Here is a 20951-nt window from a genome sequence, read left to right as displayed (position 1 = left end):
ACCGGTCTCGAGGCAACCGACCGATCTCAGCGATCCTGCGCCTGAGGGGGCTGCCCAGGGGATATTGCTCAGGGGATATTGCTCAGCGGGTAGGCGATGCCCGTGCCCGCGTCCACCAGGGCTGCGCGGGACAGGGTGCCGGTCAGCGGGACGATCTCGTAGACCGCCTCCAGCACCAGCGGCGTCTGGTCCAGCCGGGCGCGCGTCGCCACGGTGACGTGCGGCGTCCAGACGCCGGGCACGTAGTGCTTGTGCAGCTCCTCGTCGGTGGCGCCCAGCGCCTCGACCACCCGCTCCTGGCGCGCCGCGAGCACGCTCGTGACCGCCGGGACGAGGCTCATCCGGCCGCGCCGGAACGCGGCGACGGCGTCGAACCGCACCGGCGTCGGCCCGGCGTCGGGCAGGGCCTCGACGGCGGCCCGCACCTTGTCCAGGTCCCAGGAGCGCAGCACCGCCAGGGAGAGGTGCGGCAGGTGCCGGCGGTGGGTGTGCGTGGCGAGGGTGGGCACGCCCTGGTCCTCGAGCCGCTGCCACAGCCGTCGCAGGACCCGCTCGGTCGGCCTGTCGAACAGCAGGCAGATCGCCAGCGCCACGAGGTCAGCCTAGGCGGTGGTGCCGGATCACGATCCGACGGACGCCAGGCGGACGGGCACGCCGGACGCGCCGTCGGGCCCCGACGGCTTGGTCGCCGCGAGCCGGCCCAGCACGGAGAGCCCGGAGCACCGGGCGCCGAGCGACTCCAGGGCGGCCGCCTCGCGGTCCGCGTCGAGGTCGGCGACGAAGAGCAGGAACACGTAGTCGACGCTGTCCCGCACCGGCCGGGCGACGATGTTCTCGAGGTTGCAGCCCAGGTCCGACAGGGGTCCGAGCAGCGCCGCGAGGCTGCCGGGCGCGTTCCGCTCCGGCAGGGCGGCGAAGACGGTCGTCCAGCGCTCGGTCGACGGCCGCACGTCGTCGCGGGTCACGAGCCCGAACTGGGTGATCGCCCCCGCGCCGTCCTCGACCTCGGTGGCGATGGTCGCCACGGGGTACAGCTCCGCGCAGACGGGCGCCGCGATGGCCACCTCGCCGGGCGCGAGCGAGGCGCAGGCCTCGGCGGTCGAGGAGGTGACGCGGCTGGGCACGCCGAGCGAGCTCACGTACCTGGCGCACTGGGCGAGGGCGTGCGGGTGGCTCGCCACGACCTCCGGCGCGACGTCGGCGCTCAGGGCGTAGGCGTTGAAGGTCACCGGCACGAGGACGTCGGCCACGATGCGGCTCTGGGTGGTGAGCAGCAGCGAGTCCCACGTGGGCAGGACCACGCCGTTCACCGTGTTGTCGACGGGGACGACGGCGCCGTCGATCGTGCCGTCCTCGACCTGGGCGATCGCCTGGGCCTGCGTCGCCAGCGCCACGAGCTCGGTGCCGGGGCACAGCTCCCGGGCCGCCGCGTGCGTGAACGTTCCTTCTGGGCCGAGATAACCGATGGCCACGGATCCTCCTGTGTCGTCCTGCCTGCGTGCTCAGGTACCGCGCGGCGTCACCGCCGCGCGCCCATCTTCGTCAAGAACTGCTCCTGGAGCGGGCTCAGGCCCGCCGCCCCGCTGATCTTCATCCCTCGGCAGCTGATCCGCTGGTTGGCGTCGCTCTGCAGGGCGAGCTCGTCCAGCCGGGCCCAGCCGACCGTACTCCAGGACCGCACGTACCCGTCGAGGCTGCCGCTGACCAGGACGTCGTCCTGCCACTGGAAGGCGAGGCTCCAGACCGCCGCCTCGTGCGCGTCGATCCGCCGGACCAGAGCCGGGTTCGCCGCCTCGTCCGAGACGTCCCAGATCCGGACGACGCCGTCGGAGTCGCCGCTGGCGAGCAGCCTGCCGTCGGGGCTGTAGGCGACGGACCACACGATGGTCTCGTGCCCGGTGAGCACGGCGCGCTCGCGACGCGACCCGACGTCCCACAGGCGGACCGTCCCGTCGTTGCTCGCGGAGGCGACGGTGCGGCTGTCCGGGCTCCAGGCGACGCCGTTGACGAGGCTGCCGTGCCCCTCGAAGCGCTCGACGCAGCGCAGCTGCAGGCCGTCGGACGGGTCGGTCGTGATCCGCCAGAGCCCCACGGTCGCGTCGAAGCTGCCGGTCGCGAGCCAGGCGCCGTCCGGTGCGGCGTTGATCGAGTACACCGTGGCGCGGTGCTCCCGCGCCGACTTGAGCTCCGTGCCGTCGTCGACGGACCAGGCCCGCACCAGGGAGTCGCTCCCCGCCGTGAAGAGGTACCGGCCGGCCGGGTCGAAGGCGACGTCGTAGACCGTGTTGGTGTGCCCCTCGAGCACCCGCCGTGCCGACGGGTGGTGGGCCGGCACGTCCGTGCGCCACACCGTGGCGGTGTGGTCGAAGCTGCCCGCGGCGACGGTCCGGCCGTCCAGGGTGAGCTGGACGCTGGTCAGCGAGTCCGACGGCCCGCGCAGGCGGTGCAGCTCGGAGGCAGTGCCGGTGCCGGTCCCCGTGGTGTCCTGGACGCTGACGCTGTTGTCGCCGAACGTCACCGCACGCGTCCCGGCGCGGCTGACGGCCACCCCCTTGCCCGACGAGCGCACCCCGAGGTTCAGGTCCTTGAACGTCACGTCCGTGAAGTCGGTGGAGGTGAGCTGGGCGTCGGTGACGTTCATCGAGACCACCGTCGAGCCGGCGAAGCTCGACCCCCGCAGGTGCGCCCCGCTCAGGTCGGCGCCCTCGATGACGAGGCCGGAGAAGTCGCGCCGCGACAGCCGGAACCGCAGCGCGTGCAGCAGGGAGAGCACGTTCCCGGCGGTGCAGGCGTCGTCGGTCCGGCCGCGCAGGGTCGCCAGGTGGTCGTAGAGGCGCTGCGCGTCCAGCGGTCTGCCGGTGAGGAACGCGACGATCTCGGGGGAGAGGCGGCGGGTCGCCAGGAGGTCGTACCTGCCCGCCGCGAGCTCCGCCGCGAGCCGGTCCGCGACGAAGAACTCGAGGAACGACTTGTGGGCGAACTGGTAGCGGCCGTGCGAGTCGCGCTGGAGGTAGGACTGCGTGGTGAGGTCGGCGGCGATGGCCTCGAGGAGGCCGGGGATGCGCACGTAGTTCTCGCCCGCGACGATCTCGGCGATCGCCTCGACGCGGACCTCCAGCGTGTCCTGCTCGAACATGGTCCAGGCGAGCTGCTGCATCAGCGGCCGTCGTTCGCGCGGGGAGATGGCCTGCGGCCGGTCCCGGCCCACCGCCTCGATCCAGCGGCTCGTGTACATGTCGTACAGCTCGGCGAGCGTCGCGCTGGTCCGCCCGCGCATGGCCGGCAGGATCTCCAGCACCATGTCCAGCACGAACGGCCGGCGGACGAGGTCGAGCAGGCCGTACGTATCGGTGATGAGGCTCCACCGTCGCCCCCAGTCGGCGGGGAACCGGGCCTGGAGGATGTCGCGGATCTGGTCCGTGCTGAAGTCCCGCAGGTACAGGATGTCGAACCGGCGGCCAGGGTCGCCGAGGAACACCTCCGACTCCTCGTGCACGTCGCGGAAGTAGAGGGTGCGCGACGTGATGACGACCTTGCTGGCCGGCTCGGCTAGGGCGCGCAGCCGCTCGAACGCCTGGGTCACCGTCTCGTGGGCGGCGCGGGGCATCTCGTCGAACCCGTCGCACAGGAGCAGGAGCAGCCCCTGCCGGTTCAGCTCGGTCAGCGCTGCCCCCACCTGGTGGTGCAGACCGTGCAGCCGGCAGAAGTCCTCGAGGATCGCCCGGGCTGCGTCCTGCGGGACGCCCGGCTGAGCGGCGGGTGCCGGGTCGACGTCGTCCGGAGCCGGCACGTGCCGCAGTTCGAGGAGCAGGGGAAGGCGTCCCGCGGCGTCGTTGCCGGCGTCGTTGCCGCCGTCGAGCAGCCGGTACGCGAGCTCGAGGCAGAACCAGCTCTTGCCGCTGCCGAAGTCGCCGAGCAGCGCGAGCTGGGTGCCGCTCTGGTCCGCGGTCCACCGCTCGACCGAGCCGACCAGCGACGAGCGCGGCGAGCGCGAGACCTCGCTCCCGTCCTCCAGCCGGTCGGACTTGGCCGCGGCGAGGTCCACGAACGTCGACCTGGCCCGGCCGATGCGCCGGTCGTGCTCGGCGCGCAGCCACTCGAGATAGGGGCCGAGCGGGGCGAGCCGTGCGGCGAGGCCGCGGAACGTCAGCACCTCGACGTCGTCGCCCCAGGTGCCCGGGGTGAGCGACGTGCCCGGGGTGAGCGACGCGGCGTCCACCTTGTCGTCGACCACCAGGACGGCGTGGTCGGCGCCCGTGGTGCGGGCGGCCCCGGCCAGCCCGGCCACCGCGGAGGTGCGGGGCTCGGCGACCGTGCACCCGACGCGCACCGTCCCGGCGGGCCAGCCGACGACGTCGCCGGCCGACGTGGCCCGGAACCAGGGCTCTCCCGAGGGGCCCCGCTCGATCCCCGACACGTCGACCCCGACGGCCGCCAGCAGCGCGCGCACCCGCCCGGCGAGCAGCGTCGCCGGGCCGTCCCACCGCGCGGGGTCGAGCGACCGTTCGATCGTCGGCACGAGCCAGGCGAGGTCGGCCCCGTCGGCCGGCACGGCCTGGCGTTCGGTCAGCGGGCGCAGCGACGCGGGGAGCCCGTCCGGGTCCGGGAGCCCGGCGCCCCGCACCAGCACGGGCAGCACCCGTTTGCCGTGGTCGAGGGCGTGCTCGATCTCCAGCCGCACGAAGTCCGCCGGGTCGCTGATCCGGTCGCCGCCCGCCCAGCGCGGGCCGATCACGGCCAGCACCAGGTCGGAGTCGCGGATCGCGTCCCTGAGCACGTCGGGGAACGCGGTCGCCGGCGGGACGTCCTCCGTGTCGAGGAACACCGCCGGATAGCGGTCCCGCAGGTGGCGGTAGTACCGCAGGCTCTCGTCGCGGGTGTCGTCCCGTCGGTACGAGATGAAGATCTTCGTCATTTCCGGCCGGCCTTCGTCAGAGTCGGAGGTGGTGCCGAACGATCAGTGCGCATCAGCGCGCATCAGTGCGCGTGGGGCTGCTCCTCCGGCGGGGCCCCGCCGGTCTCGAAGAGCGTGGTCCAGCGGTCGGACGCCGTCGTCAGCAGCTCGCGCAGCGCGGCGGGGTCGCCCTCGGCCACCCGGTCGGCGACCAGCTCGACCTCCCGCGCGTAGCGGCGCAGGGTCTCGACGACGTGGTCGGTGTTCGTGACCAGCACGTCCGCCCACATGTCGAGGTTCTCGGTGGCCTTCCGCGTGCTCTCGCGGAAGCCGCCCGCCGGCAGCTCGGCGAGCATCGGGTCGGGGTCCTTGTCCGCGAGCTCGAGCAGCGGCAGGGGAAGGATCCGGGGCAGGTGGCTGACGACGGCGACGAGCCGGTCGTGCCGCTCGGGCTCCAGCACCTCGACCCGGGCGCCGATCTCCTGCAGCAGGCCGGTGCACCACCGCGTCACGGCGGGGTCGGTCCGCAGGGTGGGGGTGAGCAGGAAGACGCGGCCGTCATAGATCCGCGCGGTGGGGCTGTCGGCGCCCGCGGTGGCGGGACCGGTCATCGGGTGCCCGCCGATCGGCACGACGTCGTCGGGCAGGAGCTTGTCCATCGCCTCGGTGACCGCCGACTTGGTGCTGCCGATGTCCATCACGATCGTGCCGGGACGCAGGAGCGGCCCGAGCTCGGTCAGGTAGGTGATGATCTGCTGCACCGGCGTGCACAGCACGAGCAGGTCCGCCGCGCGCGCGACGTCGGCGGCGCTGTCCAGCACCTCGTCGACGTGCCCGTCGGCGCGCGCCTGCGCCCGGGCGACGGCGGAGCTGTCGTAGCCGACCACCCGCCCGATGCCGCTCGCCGTACGCAGCGCCGCGCCGAGCGAGGCGCCCATGAACCCGAGGCCGACCACACCGGCCGTCTTCGTGCCGTCCGTCACGGAGTGCTCCTCGCGCTCGCGGTGCAGTGTCAGTGCGGGTCAGGTGCAGTTCAGATGCAGGTCAGAGTGCCGCGGACCCCCGGCGCGAGGCCGGACTCCATGCCGAGGAGAGTACACCGGGGCGGCACGGCGGGGGCGGCCTCGGCGCCCCCGCGGGCCGCACCGTTCGGTGCACCGTTCAGCGCACCCTCGAGCGCACGCTTCAGCGCACGGTTCAGCGCACCATGCTGTTGCCCTGCACGGCCGCCAGCCGCGACCGCACGCTGAGCAGGGTCTCGATGATGAGGTCCTCGCGCCCGTCGCCGAGCCTGCTGATCGGCACCGCGACGCTCATGGCGTCCACGGCGTGGTTGCTGAACGGGAGCGCCACGCCGAAGCAGCGCACGCCCATGCACGACTCCTCGCTCTCGGTCGCGTAGCCCTGGTAGGCCGCGCGGTCGATGATCTCCAGCACGGCGTCCTTGTCGGTGGTGGTGTTCGGCGTGATCGCGGCGATCGACTCGGGCACCAGGTCGCCCCGGGACTCGGCCGGCATCTCGGCGAGCAGCGCGCGCCCCAGCGACGTGGCGTACGCGGGGAGGCGGCGCCCGACGGCGGAGTGCATGCGCAGCGGGTGCACCGACTCGCGCTTGGCGGTGTAGATGACGTCGGCGCCGTCGAGGCGGCCCAGGTGCACCGTCTCCTGCGTGGCGGCGGCCACCTCGTCGAGCACGGCCGTGGCGCGGGCCAGCACGGGGTCGCCGTCCAGGTAGGCGGAGCTGACCACGAGGGAGTGGATGCCGAGCTGGTAGACGGTGCCGGTCGGGTCGGTCTGCAGCCAGCCCCGGTCGGTCATGGTGCGCAGCAGCGCGTGCAGGCTGCTCTTGGGGATGCTGAGGCGCGTCGAGAGCTGCAGCTGGGTTCCGGGGCCGTTCGCGGCGATGTCGTCGAGCAGGTCCAGGGCGCGCGCCGCCGACTTGACCGGACCGGTCTCCGTGGTGCCGGTCGTCTGGAACTCCTTCTGCAGCTGCATCAACGCTCTCCTCTGGTCCTTCTGCGGGCACCCGGGAACTGACCCGGGGGTGAATACGACAGTACCGCGAGTTCGCATACATGGACAGGTTTCCGCCCCTTGACCCGTGACCCGGGTCGCGTCTATCTTCAGACCAGTTCACATAGACGAACGCAGTTCACAGACGAACGCGATTCGCAGACCGACCGAGGGGCAGCTACGTGATCCAGGTTCGATACTCGACATCTCCCGCCAGCGCGGAGACGGCAACCACGGCGGACCTGCGGGAGAGCTTCCTCGTCGGAGACCTCTTCGTCAGCGGGGAGGCCCGGGCCACCTACACCCACGACGACCGCATGGTGGTCGGCGGGGCCGTCCCGGCGGACGGCGAGCTCGGGCTGCCGGCCTGGACCGACGTGCTCGGCACCGACAGCCACCTCGAGGGCCGCGAGCTCGGCGTCATCAACGTGGGCGGCGCGGGCCACGTCGTCGTCGACGGCGAGAAGTTCGAGCTGGAGCACCTCGACGGCCTGTTCGTCGGCCGGGGGAGCGAGGTGACGTTCGTCGGCGCCGACGCCGCCTACTACTTCGTCTCAGCGCCGGCCCACACCGCCTACCCGACCGCGGCGCTGCGGCACAGCGAGGTGGAGCCGGTCGCGCTGGGCTCGGCCGAGGCCGCCAACGAGCGCAACCTCTTCCGCTACGTCTGGGGCCAGGACGTCAAGACCTCGCAGCTCCAGTTCGGCGTGACGGTCATCGCCAGCGGCTCGGTGTGGAACACGTTCCCGCCGCACCTGCACGACCGCCGCACCGAGATCTACTGCTACGTGGACCTCGACGAGAGCGACCGCGTCTTCCACTTCATGGGCAAGCCCGGCGAGACCCGCCACCTGGTGCTCCGCAACCGCGAGGCCGTCATCTCCCCGCCGTGGTCGATCCACGCCGGGGCCGGCACAGGCTCGTACGCCTTCATCTGGGCCATGGCCGGCGAGAACAACGTCTACACCGACCTGAGCCCCGTGGCCGTGGAGGACCTGTGACGACCTCGCCGTTCGACCTGACCGGCCGGTGCGCCGCGGTGACCGGCGCGGGCCGCGGGCTCGGCCGGGCGGTCGCGCTCGGTCTGTCCCGCGCGGGGGCGGACGTCGTGCTGATCGGCCGGCCCGGCAACCAGGACGCCACGCGCGACCTGGTGCTCGCGCAGGGCGGCAAGGCCGACGTCGTCGACCTCGACGTGGGCGATCTGGACGCCGTCGAGCAGGTCGGCGCCGAGCTGGCCGCCTCGCGGCAGATCGACGTCCTGGTCAGCAACGCCGGCATCATCGACCGCGAGGACTCCGTCGACGTGGGCCGTGAGGCCTGGCAGCGGGTGCTCGACGTCAACCTGAACGGGCTCTTCTTCCTCACCCAGCAGCTCGGCCGGCCGATGGTCGAACGCGGCCACGGCAAGGTCGTCAGCATCGCCAGCCTGCTGTCCTTCCAGGGCGGCCTGCGGGTGGTGTCGTACGCCGCGAGCAAGCACGGCGTCGCCGGGGTGACCAAGGCGCTGGCCAACGAGTGGGGGCCGCACGGCGTCCAGGTCAACGCCATCGCCCCGGGCTACATGGTCACCGACAACACCACGGCGCTCCGCGATGACGCGGACCGCTCCCGCTCCATCCTCGAACGCATCCCGGCCGGACGCTGGGGTACCGCCGAGGACATCGCCGGAGCGGCCGTCTTCCTCAGCTCGCCCGCCGCCGACTACGTCAACGGCCACGTCCTGGCCGTGGACGGCGGCTGGCTGGCGCGCTGACCCCACAGCAGTTCCGCATCACAGAGCCGGACCCCGGCACCGAACGAGATCGAGGAAAAGACAATGAAGTTCACCTCTCGACACACTGGCGCTCGCCACACGGCCGCCGTCGTCGGCGTCCTGCTGGCGGCCGGCGCGCTCACCGGCTGCACCGAGACCGCCGCGGGCGGCGGCGGCAGCACGGAGGCCGGCGCCTGCGACCCCGCGGACGTGACCCTGGTGGGCCAGGTCCGCAACGAGTCCAACCCCTACGAGGCCTCGTGGCTCGACGGCGGCGACGCCTTCGCCGAGCAGGTCGGCCTCACCCAGGAGCGGCTCACCTACGACGGCGACTCGACGCGCCAGCAGGAGCAGATCAGCCAGCTGCTCGCGGGCGACACCGAGTGCCTGGTCATGAACATCCTGCCCAACGGCGACTCCGACACCCCGCCGATCGTGGAGGGGGCCGAGGCGGCGGGCGCCTACCTCACCACCCAGTGGAACAAGCCGGCCGACCTGAACGTGGCCGACTACGACTACTGGCTGTCCCACATCACCTACGACGGCGTGGAGTCCGGCAAGCAGATCGGCGACGCGCTGTCCGAGGCCATCGGCGGCTCGGGCGGCATCATCGCGCTGCAGGGCATCCTGGACACCGGCGCGGCCAAGGACCGGTTCGCCGGGCTGGAGGAGTCGCTGGCCGCCAACCCCGACGTCGAGCTGCTCGACGACCAGACCGCCAACTTCTCCCGGGCCGAGGCCCTCGAGGTGACCAAGACGCTGCTGACCAAGCACGGCGACGACGTCAAGGGCATCTGGGCCGCCAACGACGACATGGCGCTCGGCGCGCTCGAGGCGCTCCAGCAGGCCGGCCGCGACGACGTGGCCGTGGTCGGCATCGACGCCGTCCCGGACGCCCTGACGGCCATCGAGGACGGCGCCATGACCGCGACCGTCTCCAGCGACGGCCCGTGGCAGGGCGGCATCGGCCTCGCCATCGGCTACTGCGTGGCCACCGGTGAGCTCGCCGTCGAGGACATCGCGGGCGAGGACCGTGCCTGGTTCGCCGAGCAGTTCCTCATCCAGCAGGACAACGTGGCCGACTTCGTCTCCCCGCAGACCAGCGAGGACGACTTCTCCTGCGCCAACCTCTTCAGCCGGTCGCAGGGCGCGATCTCGTGACCATGGCACCCCCCACTGAAGCCGGCACGGAAGGCGGCACAGACGCCGGCACCGACGCCGTGCACGCACAGCGCCCCCGGCCTCGGCGGGGGGTGTCCCTGCGGGACGCGGGCCCGCCGATCGCGCTGGTCGTCGTGTTCGGGATCTTCGCGGTCCTGAGCCCCGACTTCCGGACGGTCTCCAACGTGCAGAACGTCCTGGACGCCGCGGCGGTCCTCGCCGTGGTGACCTGCGGCATCAGCTTCGTGCTGATGACCGGCTCCATCGACCTGTCCGCACCCGGGATCATGGGGGCGTCCGCCATCACGGTCGCCCTCCTGGTCGCCAACAACCGCAACGACAACGACCTCGGGCTGATCGGGGTCGCCGTCGCGGTGCTGCTGGCGGCCGCGCTCGGCTGCCTCAGCGGGCTGGCCCTGGTGGTGCTCAAGGTGCCGTCGTTCATGGCTACCCTCGGCGTCTCCGCCGTCGGCCTGGGCGTCGCGACCCTGCTGTTCGCGGGCGTGCAGCCCAACATCACCGACCCGATGCTGGAGGGCTGGGCCGTCGAGCGGTTCCTCGGCCTGGCGCGGCTGACCTGGATCGCCGTCGCCTGCGTGCTGCTGGGCTGGCTGGTGCAGCGCTACTCGCGCCTGGGCCGCTACGCCTTCGCCATCGGCGGCGCCGAGGAGGTGCTGGCGCTGTCCGGCGTGCGGGTCGCGCCCTACAAGGTCGCGGTCTTCACGATGGCCGGCGCGTTCTACGGGCTGGCCGGCGTGCTGGTCACCAGCCAGCTCGGCGCCGGCCTGGTCCAGGCGGGCCGGGGCTACGACTTCTCCGCCATCACCGCCGCCGTGGTGGGCGGCACCCTGCTCACCGGCGGACGCGGCGGCATCCTGCACTCCGCCGTCGGCGTCCTGCTGGTGACCGTCCTGACCAACGGCCTCGTCCAGGTCGGGGTGAGCCCCTACTGGCAGGGCGGCGTGCAGGGCCTCATCGTCGTCGCGGCCGTCGCGGCCGCCGTCATCCCACAGCGTCGTAGGAACCAGGTGACCAAGTGACAACCGACCTGCAGACCGACCCCGGGCCGCGCGCGCCGGGGTCCCCGCCCGCCCTCGAGGTGCGCGGCCTGGTCAAGCACTACCCGGGCGTCAAGGCGCTCGACGGCGTCGATCTCGTCGTGCGCCAGCACGAGGTGCTGGGCCTGGCCGGCGAGAACGGCGCCGGCAAGTCCACGCTGCTCAAGGCGCTGGTCGGGCTGGTCCGGCCGGACGCCGGCGAGATCTGGGTGCGCGGCGAGCGCGTGCGGCTGCGCAGCGTCGTCGACGCCGCCGACCACGGCCTGGGCATGGTGTTCCAGGAGCAGTCGCTCGTGCCCAACCTCACCGCCGCCGAGAACATCGTGCTCGGCAGCGAGGGCCCGGGCGTGCGCCGCGGCATCTACCGCTGGGGCACCATGCGCAAGCTCGCGCAGGAGCAGCTCGACAAGATCGGGTCGCACATCGACCCCCTGGCCCGGACCGACAGCCTGTCGTTCGCCGACCGGCAGATGGTCGAGATCGCCAAGGTGCTCCGCATCGAGGAGCGCACCGCGCACCCGCCGGTGATCATCCTCGACGAGCCCACCTCGGTGCTGGAGTCCAAGGAGATCGACACCCTGTTCACCCAGGTGCGGCGCCTGCGCGAGTTCGCGTCCGTCGTCTTCGTCTCGCACCGCCTCGACGAGGTGCTCGACGTCTGCGACCGGGTCGCCGTGCTGCGCGGCGGCAAGTCGGTGGGCGAGGTGCCCGCCGCGGACGCCGCCCCCGCGGAGCTGCACCGCATGATGATCGGCGCCACCGGCTCCGAGGACCACTACCACGACGGCGCCGCCGAGCGCTCCGACGAGCCCCGCCGGCCCCGGCTCGTGGTCCGCGGCCTGACCGGCAAGACCTTCCGCGACGTCGACCTCGACGTGCACGCGGGGGAGATCGTCGGCATCGTCGGTGTGCACGGCTCCGGCCGCGAGGACGTGTGCCGCGCGCTGTTCGGCGCCGAGGCCACCGTCGCGGGCGAGGTCGTGCTCGACGGCAAGAAGCTCGACCTGTCCGGTACCCGCGCGGCGTGCGCCGCCGGCGTCGGCTACGTACCCGCCGAGCGCAAGACCGAGGGCATGGTCGGCCCCATGTCGGTGGCCGACAACATGACCCTGACCAAGCAGCACGCGCGCTGCTCCGGCCCGCTGGTGCGGCCCGGCAAGCAGGCCACGCTCGTGGACACGTGGATCGAGCGCCTCTCGATCCGCACCCCGCACCGGGGCACCGCGATCCAGCGGCTGTCGGGCGGCAACCAGCAGAAGGTCGTGCTGGCGCGCTGGCTGGTGGCCGGCGACGTCCGCCTGCTGCTGCTCGACCACCCGACCCGCGGCCTCGACGTCGGGGCGCGCTCCGAGGTGTACCGGCTGATGCGCGAGCTCGCCAACAGCGGCGTCGCCACCGTGCTGCTGGCCGACAGCCTCGAGGAGGCGATCGGCATGTCCGACCGGATCGTCGTGATGAGCGACGGCCGCGCGACCAAGGAGGTCGCCGCCCCCGCCGGGGCCAAGCCGACCCCGCTCGACCTCGTCAAGGAGATGGTCTGACCATGTCCACGCCCGTCCTCGCCAAGCCGGCCCCCGAGCCGGCCTCCGAGCCCACGGCCAAGGCCCGCCCCACCACGGGGCAGCGGCTGACGTCGTTCATGCCGGTCATCGCGCTCGTGGTGCTGCTGGCCGCGCTCACGATCGCCGACCCCGGCTTCCTGAGCCTGAGCAGCCTCACGGCCGCCGTCCGCACCTCGGCGCCGCTCGTCGTGCTGGCGGCCGGCGCCACCCTGGTGGTCCTGTGCGGCGGCATCGACCTGTCGATCGCCGCGCTCTGCTCCCTGGCCACGGTCTTCTTCGCGCTGTGGCTGCCCGACCTCGGCGGGCTCACCACCCTCGCGATCATCGCGGCCACCGGGGCAATAGGGGCCCTGCAGGGCGTGGCCCACGTGCTGCTGCGCATCCCGTCGTTCATCGTCACGCTCGGCGGCATGAGCATCTTCACGGCGATCGCCCTGGTGATCTCCGACGCCGGCCCCATCCGGGTCGCCGACCGGGACGCCACGCACTGGCTCACGCTCTACGTCGCGGGCGTGGTGCCGATGTCGTTCGTCGTCGCGCTGGTCGTCGTGCTCGTGGTCTCGCTGGCGCTCGCGCTCACCCCGCTCGGGAGCTGGGTCCGCGCCACGGGCTACTCCGAGTCCGCGGCCCGGCTGGGCGGCGCGCCCGTCGACCTGGTCAAGGTCGCCGCGTTCACCGTCTCCGGCGCGTGCGCGGGCCTGGCCGCCGTCATGCTGGTCTCCCGCAACTTCAGCGGCAGCCCGACCATGGCGGACAACCTGCTGCTCCCCGCGGTGGCGGCCATCGTGGTGGGCGGCACGGCCATCACCGGTGGCCACGGCTCGCTGTGGCGCAGCCTCGCCGGGGCGCTCGTGGTGACCCTGCTGCGCGTGGGGCTGCCGATCGTCGGCGTCCCGTCGGCCTACGAGCAGATCCTGTACGGGGCGATCATCGTCGCCGCCGTCGCGCTCACCCTGGACCGATCGAAGGTGCTGATCATCAAGTAGCCCGATCGCCGACCCGACCCGGCCCGGACCCGGCCCAGACCCGGCCCACGACCGACCCGACGCCCGATACCCGGACCCCGACACCACGGAAGGTTCCCCATGTCCGAGAACTCCCTTCTCCTGCCCGCCGTCTCGAAGTTCCTCTCCTCGCCCAAGCAGCTCCTGATCGACGGCGAGTGGGTGGACGCCAAGGACGGCCAGACGTTCGCGACGGTCAATCCCGCGACCGAGCAGGTCCTCGTCCAGGTGGCCCAGGCCTCCGCGGTCGACGCCGACCGGGCGGTCACCGCCGCCCGCAACGCCTTCGAGCACGGTTCGCCCTGGTCGCGGATGACGCCGCGCGACCGCTCCCACCTGCTGTGGCGCATCGGCGACATGATCGACGAGCGCACCGAGGAGTTCGCGCAGCTCGAGTCGCTCGACAACGGGAAGTCCCTCGCGTCCGCGCGGGGCGACGTCGGCGTGGCCGCCGAGCTGTTCCGGTACTTCGCCGGGTGGGCCACCAAGATGGAGGGCACCACCATCCCGATGTCGGTGCCGGGCCGCGACTTCCACGCCTACACGCGGCGCGAGGCCATCGGCGTCGTCGCCGGCATCGTGCCGTGGAACTTCCCGCTGACGATGGCCGCCTTCAAGATCATCCCGTCGATCACCGCGGGCAACACCGTGGTGCTCAAGCCGGCCGAGCAGACCCCGCTCACCGCGCTGCGGCTCGGCGAGCTGCTGCTGGAGGCCGGCGTCCCGGCCGGCGTCGTCAACGTGCTGCCCGGGTTCGGCGACGCGGGTGCCGCCCTGGTGGACCACGCGGGCGTCGACAAGGTGGCCTTCACCGGCAGCACCGAGGTGGGCAAGAAGATCGCCGCGGGCGCCTCGAGGAACCTCAAGAAGGTGTCGCTGGAGCTGGGCGGCAAGGCGCCGAACATCATCTTCGCCGACGCCGACCTGGACGCCGCGATCGCCGGCGCCGCGCTGGCCGGGTACTTCAACGAGGGCCAGTGCTGCGTCAACGGCTCGCGCCTGTACGTCCAGCGCGAGGTGTTCGACCAGGTGATCGAGGGCGTCGCCGCGGCGGCCAAGGCCATCAAGGTGGGCGACGCGTTCGACCCGGCGACCACGATGGGACCGCTGGTCTCCCAGGAGCAGCACGAGAAGGTCATGGGCTACGTGCGCGGCGCGGTGGCCGACGGCGCCACGATCGCGGCGGGCAGCCCCGACCCGGCCGCGGACCGCGGCTACTTCTTCTCCCCGACCCTCATCACCGACGTCACCGAGCAGATGGCCGTGCAGACCGACGAGATCTTCGGGCCCGTCATCACCGCCATCCCGTTCGACACCGAGGACGAGGTCGTGGCCGCGGCCAACAACACCGTCTACGGCCTGGCCGCGGGCGTCTGGTCCAAGGACCTCGGCACGGCCCACCGCGTGGGCGGCCGGCTGCGCGCCGGCACGGTCTGGCTCAACACCTGGCACGCCGACGACGTCACCCTCCCGCGCGGCGGCTTCAAGCAGTCCGGCTGGGGCCGCGAGCTGGGCTCGTTCGGCCTGGACGACTACACGGAGCTCAAGACGGTGATCGCCGAGCTCCGGTGACCAGGGGGCACTGAACGCAAGTAGCACCACCGGAGAGCAGCTCCGGGCCGGCCGACCCCGTGCGGGGATCGGCCGTCCCGGCCTGCCCTCATGTCCATCAACCACGTGCGAAAAGGGATCAAAGATGAACCTGCTACGCAGACCTGACCGGCGGCGCGACGCGCGCCGCCTTCGCCGGGCCCCGATACGACTGGCGGCCATGCTGGTCGCCCTGGGGGTGGCCGCGCCGCTCATGGGCGGCGTCGCCCAGGCCGCGCCGACCCCCGCCGCGCAGGCCGCGGCCGGGTCCGTCGACGACGGCGTGCTGCGCGTCCTGCTCTTCTACAAGTCCAACTTCCACGCGTCGCACGTCCAGGCCCGCCAGGCCATCCGCGACCTCGTCACGGACCTGGGCGTCGAGTACGACCAGCCGGTCGAGATCCAGGAGACGGACGACCCCGCGGCGTTCACCACGGCGAACCTCGCGACCAAGGACACGGTCGCCTTCGCCCAGACCGGAGGCGTGCTGTTCAACGTGGACCAGCGCGCCGCGCTGGAGGGGTACATCCGCGGTGGCGGCGGGTACCTCGGCCTGCACTACGCCGGCTGGTCGGTCGGCCAGAGCGAGCACGACGTCAACCCGTTCTACGCCCGCCTGGTCGGCGCGGCCTCCGAGGGCCACCCCGAGAACCCCGCGGTCCGCCCGGGCCGCGTGGTCGTCAAGGACACCTCGCACCCGCTGACCCAGGGCCTGCCGGCCGAGTTCACCCGCAGCGACGAGTGGTACGACTGGCTGGTCAACCCGGCACCCAACGTGCGCACCCTGCTCAACGCCGACGAGTCGTCGTACGGCGGGGGCAACAACGGCACGAACCACCCGATCACCTGGTGCCAGGAGATCGACGAGGGCCGGTCGTGGTACTCGGGCATGGGGCACGAGGGCACGGCGTACGCCGAGGCCCCGATCCGCACCCAGATGAAGAACGGCCTGGCCTACACCGCGGGCCTGCTGCCGGCCGACTGCTCGCCGCCCGACAAGGCGGAGAACGGCGCCTGGAGCGGAGTCACGCCCTGGCCGCTGGTGCCGATCAACGCGGCGCTGACGTCCGACGGCAAGGTCCAGTCGTTCGGCAGCGTGTCCTCGGGCTGCACCGACAACACGCCCTACGACTTCGGCGGCAACTCGTGCGTCGTGCAGGGCGGCCAGATGGAGATCGACGTCTGGGACCCGACCGAGGAACGCACGACCGCCAACGTGAACGACGGCATCGTCACGAACTCGACGTACACCGACCTGTTCTGCTCGATGCAGGTGCAGATGCCGCACCGGCGCGCCACGATGACGGTCGGCGGTGACGACGGCCTGGGCGGCAACGCGCCCAACGACGCCGCCATCGGCGTCACGAGCTACACGACCAACCAGGGCCTGCGCAACGAGGCCCCGATGAACTACCCGCGCTGGTACCCGACGGGCACCACCCTGCCCGACGGCTCCGTCGTGGTGCAGGGCGGCAGCCTCAAGGGCGGCCCGGGCGGCCCCGGTGTGCTGACGCCGGAGCTGTACACCCCGGACGAGGGCAGCTCCTGGAAGCTGCTGGAGGGCGCCACCAGCGCGGCCGCGTACGGCGACGGCGGGGGCGGCAACGGGCCCGACGAGAACCGCTGGTGGTACCCGCGGGCGTTCGTCGCGCCGGGCAACGGCAACGTCTTCAACATCACCGGCACCCAGATGTACGAGCTCGACCCGTCGGGTGACGGCGAGATCACCCTCCGCGGCACCCTGCCGTCCGACGTCGCCAACCAGGGCGGCCTCGGCAACCCGGTCGGCGCCACGTCGACGGCGACCATGTACCGCCCCGGCAAGATCCTGCAGGTCGGCGGTGGCTGGTGGGCCAACGGCGGCGGTCCGGATGGCGCCCGCGCCGGCTTCACCGTGGACATCACCGGGGGCACGGACGCCCCGGTGGTCGAGAAGACGGAGCCGATGCAGTACGCCCGGCACTGGGCCACGTCCACGGTGCTGCCCGACGGCGACGTGATCGTCACCGGCGGCTCCCGGGACAACAACGGCAACGGTGGCTACGTCACCACGGCCGAGATCTGGGACCCGGAGACGGGCGAGTGGACCACGATCGACGTGCCCTATGAGCACGCCCGGCTGTACCACTCGACCGCGCTGCTCCTGCCCGACGGCCGCGTGATGGTGGGCGGCGGCGGCACGCCGGGCCCGCGCAACTACACGGACGTCGAGTTCTACTCGCCGGCGTACCTGTTCGACGGCGACGAGCCGGCGGTCCGCCCGGAGGTCTCGGGCGTGCCGAAGAAGGTCGGCTACGACGGCACGTTCGGCGTCCAGGCCGACGGCGAGGTCTCGCGCGTCACCCTGGTCCGCAACGGCTCCGTGACGCACGGCTTCAACAACGACCAGAACTTCCAGGACCTGGCGTTCGCCCAGACGGGCGACGACCTGACCATCGAGACCCCGGTCGACGGCACCTACGCCCCGCCCGGCGCGTACATGCTCTTCGTCTTCGACGAGGACGGCACGCCCTCGGTGGCCGACATCGTCCAGATCGACCCCGAGGTCGCGATGGACGCCCGGGCCCCGCACCTGGTCGACCAGATCGAGTACCCGCGCCTGCCGGCCGAGTGGCGCTCCGCCAACCCGCCGGCCGTCGTCGACGTGGCGCCCGGCAACGGCCGGATGTCCCCGTGGGAGGTGGACGGCGACGTCCAGCTCGTCCGCGCGGCGGCCGCCGGCCAGGGCGGCCTCGGCCTGACGGGCTACCACCTCGCCGTCGGCACCGAGGGCGACCTGACGCGCACGGTCAAGGGTCTTGACCCGGGCCGCGAGTACCGCGTCTCGCTGCGCTACGCCCGCGACAGCCGGTCCGCCGGCACCGCCCCGGGCACGGCGGACCTCACGGTCGGTGACCTGTCCACCACGCTGTCGGCGGGGTCGAACCTGTCCTCGCAGAGCAAGTTCGGCACGTACGTCGGCACCTTCACCGCCGGGGCCCGGTCGCAGGACCTGACCCTCGCGGCCGGGGACTCCGGCGCGGGCGTCATGATCGACGACCTGGTGATCGTGGGCTCCGACCCCGGCGCCGGCGACGTCCCCGTGCACTACGCGTTCGAGGAGGGCTCCGGCACCCGCGCCGCCAACACGGGTACGGACGACTCGGTGGGCGCCGCGGCGCTCACGGGCACGACCGGCTGGAGCGAGAACGGCGTCTTCGGCGACGCGCTCGACCTGGCCGGCAGCAGCAACGCCAACGCGGTGGACCTGCCCGACAACCTGCTGCAGGGCGAGGAGGCCTTCACGACCTCGTTCTGGGTGCGGCCCGACACACGGACGGGCTGGACCGGCCTGTTCCACATCGGTGACGGGCTGGCGGGGGCGGGCAGCTTCTTCCAGATCCAGATGCAGACCAACGCCGCCGCCGGCGGCACGGGTCTCGCGGCGACGTTCAAGGCCAAGGGCGCGGCCCTGGAGGAGCGCGTCTACGCCACGCCCACCCGGGACGTGGCCGTCGACGAGTGGAACCATGTCGCGTTCACCCGCCAGGGTGCGACCGGCACGCTCTACCTCAACGGCGTGCCGATCGCTTCCCGGAACAACCTGACGATCGACATGACCGACGTCGGTCCGACGGCGAACAACTGGCTGGGCCGCAACGGGTTCCCGGACCCGGCCTACGACGGCCTGATGGACGACGTCCGCGTCTACACCTCGGCTCTCGGCGATGCCGACATCGAGGCCCTGTACGCCGACGGCAGCGCGCTCGCCACGACCACCACGGTCGCGGTCGAGCCGGGCTCCCCGTCGCCGTTCGGCGAGCCGGTCGACGTCTCGGCCACGGTCGAGGACGAGACCGGCGCGGCACCCACGGGCGTCGCGGAGCTGTGGGTCGACGGCGCCCGCGTGGGCGGGCAGGTCGACCTGGCCGACGGCGCGGTGCGGTTCACGGACGTGGCGCTCTCGCCGGGCGACCACGAGGTGCAGGTCCGCTTCGTGGCCGACGACGGGTGGCGCGACTCCGCGCGGACCGTGGAGCACACGGTCGAGCGGCCGCCGCCCGGCGAGGGCACGCCGATCCACTACAAGTTCGACGAGGGTCAGGGCACGACGGCGGCCAACACCGGGCTGGACAGCTCGGTCGGCGCGGCCACCCTCGGCGGGACGGCGGGCTGGAACCCGGCCGGACGGTTCGGCTCGGCGGTCAACCTGCCGGGCGGCGCGTCGGGCACGGGCAACCAGGTCAGGCTGCCGGACAACATCGAGGCGGGGATGGAGGACGAGTTCAGCGTGTCGGTCTGGGCCCGGCCGGACGCCCTGCCCACGTGGGTGCCGCTGCTGCAGATCGGCAGCAGCACCGACACGTTCTTCCTGCTCCAGTCCAACACCCAGGTGAGCGGGGCCACCGGCTTCGCGGCGACGTTCAAGGCGCCGGGCACCCCGGGCACCGCCCAGGAGCGTCTGGTCCTGGGCCAGGGCAAGGACCTGCCGCTGAACGAGTGGACGCACGTCGTGTTCACCCAGAGCGGCTCGGTCGGGAAGATCTACTTCGACGGCGAGCTCCAGGCCACGCGCAACGACTTCACCGTCACCATCGGTGACGTCGGCGTGGGCGGGCAGACGACGGCCAACCTCCTCGGCGGTACCAGCTGGCCCGACGGCCGCTGGGACGGCCTGGTCGACGACTTCCGGATGTTCGGCTACGAGCTCACCGCCGAGCAGGTGGGCGACCTGGCCGCCGGCACCGCGGCCAACACGGCCCCGGTGGGTGCCGCCGACGCCTACGGCACCGTCGAGGACAAGGCGCTGGAGGTGGCGGCGCCGGGTCTCCTGGCGAACGACACCGACCTCGACGGTGACGACCTCACCGCGACCGGGCTCACGCAGCCGGCCCACGGCGACGTCGTCCTCAGTGCGAACGGGTCCTTCACCTACACGCCGGACAGCGGGTTCTTCGGCACGGACACGTTCACCTACAAGGCCTCCGACGGCGCCGCGACGTCCGCGGCGACGACGGTGACCATCACCGTGGAGGAAGGGGAGCAGCCGCCGGTCAACACCGCGCCGGTGGCGGGGAACGACGCCTACGCGGCGGTGGGCGGTCAGCCCCTGACGCTCCCGGCGCCGGGCGTCCTGGCCAACGACACCGACGAGGACGGCAACGTGCTCACCGCCACCGCGGTGACGCAGCCGGCCAACGGCCGGGTCACCCTGGAGGCGGACGGTTCGTTCACCTACGTCTCCGACGACGGGTACTCCGGCAAGGACGTGTTCACCTACAAGGCCTCCGACGGCGCGGCGACGTCCGCGCCGGCCACGGTGACCATCACGGTGAAGTCGCCCAAGGTGACGGCGGTCGCGGGGGTCGCCCTGCCGATCACCTACGGCACGGCGGGCACGGTCTCGGTCGCGGTGTCCCCGGACACGGCCACGGGCACCGTCGAGGTGAGCGACGGCACCACGCCGCTGGCGAGCGGCACGGTCGCGGACGGACGGGCGACCCTCGTCCTGCCGGCCAGGACGATCCGGCCGGGGGTGTACGACCTGACCCTGCGGTACGGGGGCGACGCCGACCACCGGCCCGCGTCCTCCAAGGTGCGTGTCGTGGTCGACAAGGTGGTGCCCACCATGGAGATCGGGGCCAAGAAGTCGGGCAAGAAGGTCGTCGTCGACGTGTCGTTCACGGCCGCGCACGAGGTCCCGGTGACGGGGCAGGTGCGCATCGCGGTCAAGGACGGCCAGACGCTGACCGGGGACATCAAGGACGGGCTCGCCCGGTTCGAGGTGAACCAGCCCAAGGGGAAGGACCTGACGCTCACGGCGTCCTACCTCGGCAGCGAGCTCGCGCTCGCGGCCGAGACCAGGGTGACGGTCAGGGTGAAGTAGGCAGTGCGGTAAAAGGCCGGGCCCGGAGAGACGTGTCTCCCCGGGCC

At 72.6% G+C, this 20951-nt stretch carries 13 protein-coding genes; 8 read left to right on the top strand and 5 right to left on the bottom strand.

The features are described 5' to 3' along the window. Window positions 1–68: 68 nt before the first annotated feature. The 5 genes from ACFU5G_RS14935 to ACFU5G_RS14915 form a co-directional block, all read right to left on the bottom strand. Window positions 69–593 carry a 2'-5' RNA ligase family protein gene (locus tag ACFU5G_RS14935; protein ID WP_377245850.1) on the bottom strand — a complete coding sequence of 175 codons (525 nt, stop codon included), beginning with the start codon at window positions 591–593 and terminating at the stop codon, window positions 69–71. A gap of 27 nt (window positions 594–620) precedes the next feature. After that, complete coding sequence (locus tag ACFU5G_RS14930; protein WP_377245847.1) at window positions 621–1472, bottom strand: prephenate dehydratase; 852 nt, start codon at window positions 1470–1472, stop codon at window positions 621–623. 47 nt (window positions 1473–1519) lie between these two features. Next, complete coding sequence (locus tag ACFU5G_RS14925) at window positions 1520–4915, bottom strand: toll/interleukin-1 receptor domain-containing protein (RefSeq protein ID WP_377245844.1); 3396 nt, start codon at window positions 4913–4915, stop codon at window positions 1520–1522. A gap of 62 nt (window positions 4916–4977) precedes the next feature. Beyond that, entirely contained in the window at window positions 4978–5877 is a 900-nt protein-coding gene (locus ACFU5G_RS14920; RefSeq protein WP_377245841.1) for a prephenate dehydrogenase, read from the bottom strand. Window positions 5878–6091: 214 nt separating this feature from the next. Beyond that, entirely contained in the window at window positions 6092–6889 is a 798-nt protein-coding gene (locus ACFU5G_RS14915; RefSeq protein WP_020014406.1) for an IclR family transcriptional regulator, read from the bottom strand. A gap of 200 nt (window positions 6890–7089) precedes the next feature. Here ACFU5G_RS14915 and kduI point away from each other — a divergent pair, with 200 nt between their 5' ends. The 8 genes from kduI to ACFU5G_RS14875 all read left to right on the top strand — a co-directional run bounded on the left by kduI (window position 7090) and on the right by ACFU5G_RS14875 (window position 20904). After that, complete coding sequence (gene kduI / locus ACFU5G_RS14910) at window positions 7090–7908, top strand: 5-dehydro-4-deoxy-D-glucuronate isomerase (RefSeq protein WP_377245838.1); 819 nt, start codon at window positions 7090–7092, stop codon at window positions 7906–7908. After that, window positions 7905–8663, top strand: coding sequence for an SDR family oxidoreductase (locus ACFU5G_RS14905; RefSeq protein ID WP_377245835.1), 759 nt, complete (start codon window positions 7905–7907; stop codon window positions 8661–8663). The genes kduI and ACFU5G_RS14905 overlap by 4 nt, the downstream gene beginning before the upstream one ends. Window positions 8664–8726: 63 nt before the next feature. Continuing rightward, window positions 8727–9824 carry a sugar ABC transporter substrate-binding protein gene (locus ACFU5G_RS14900; RefSeq protein WP_377245832.1) on the top strand — a complete coding sequence of 366 codons (1098 nt, stop codon included), beginning with the start codon at window positions 8727–8729 and terminating at the stop codon, window positions 9822–9824. A 92-nt stretch (window positions 9825–9916) separates the two neighbouring features. Next, on the top strand, window positions 9917–10864 hold the full coding sequence (locus tag ACFU5G_RS14895) for an ABC transporter permease (RefSeq protein ID WP_377245829.1): 948 nt from the start codon (window positions 9917–9919) through the stop codon (window positions 10862–10864). Further along, window positions 10861–12423, top strand: a complete 1563-nt coding sequence (locus ACFU5G_RS14890; RefSeq protein ID WP_377245826.1) for a sugar ABC transporter ATP-binding protein — start codon at window positions 10861–10863, stop codon at window positions 12421–12423. The genes ACFU5G_RS14895 and ACFU5G_RS14890 overlap by 4 nt, the downstream gene beginning before the upstream one ends. Window positions 12424–12425: 2 nt before the next feature. After that, entirely contained in the window at window positions 12426–13430 is a 1005-nt protein-coding gene (locus tag ACFU5G_RS14885; protein WP_377245823.1) for an ABC transporter permease, read from the top strand. A 99-nt stretch (window positions 13431–13529) separates the two neighbouring features. Then, window positions 13530–15020, top strand: a complete 1491-nt coding sequence (locus ACFU5G_RS14880; protein ID WP_377245820.1) for an aldehyde dehydrogenase family protein — start codon at window positions 13530–13532, stop codon at window positions 15018–15020. Between the two features lie 124 nt (window positions 15021–15144). Beyond that, window positions 15145–20904 (top strand): LamG-like jellyroll fold domain-containing protein, encoded by a 5760-nt coding sequence (locus ACFU5G_RS14875; RefSeq protein ID WP_377245817.1) that lies wholly within the window; start codon window positions 15145–15147, stop codon window positions 20902–20904. Window positions 20905–20951 lie beyond the last annotated feature (47 nt).

It is taken from the genome of Promicromonospora sp. NPDC057488 (assembly GCF_042802395.1).
In the GTDB taxonomy this organism is placed as follows: Bacteria; Actinomycetota; Actinomycetes; order Actinomycetales; family Cellulomonadaceae; genus Promicromonospora.
This window is presented reverse-complemented; position numbering and strand designations above follow the sequence as displayed.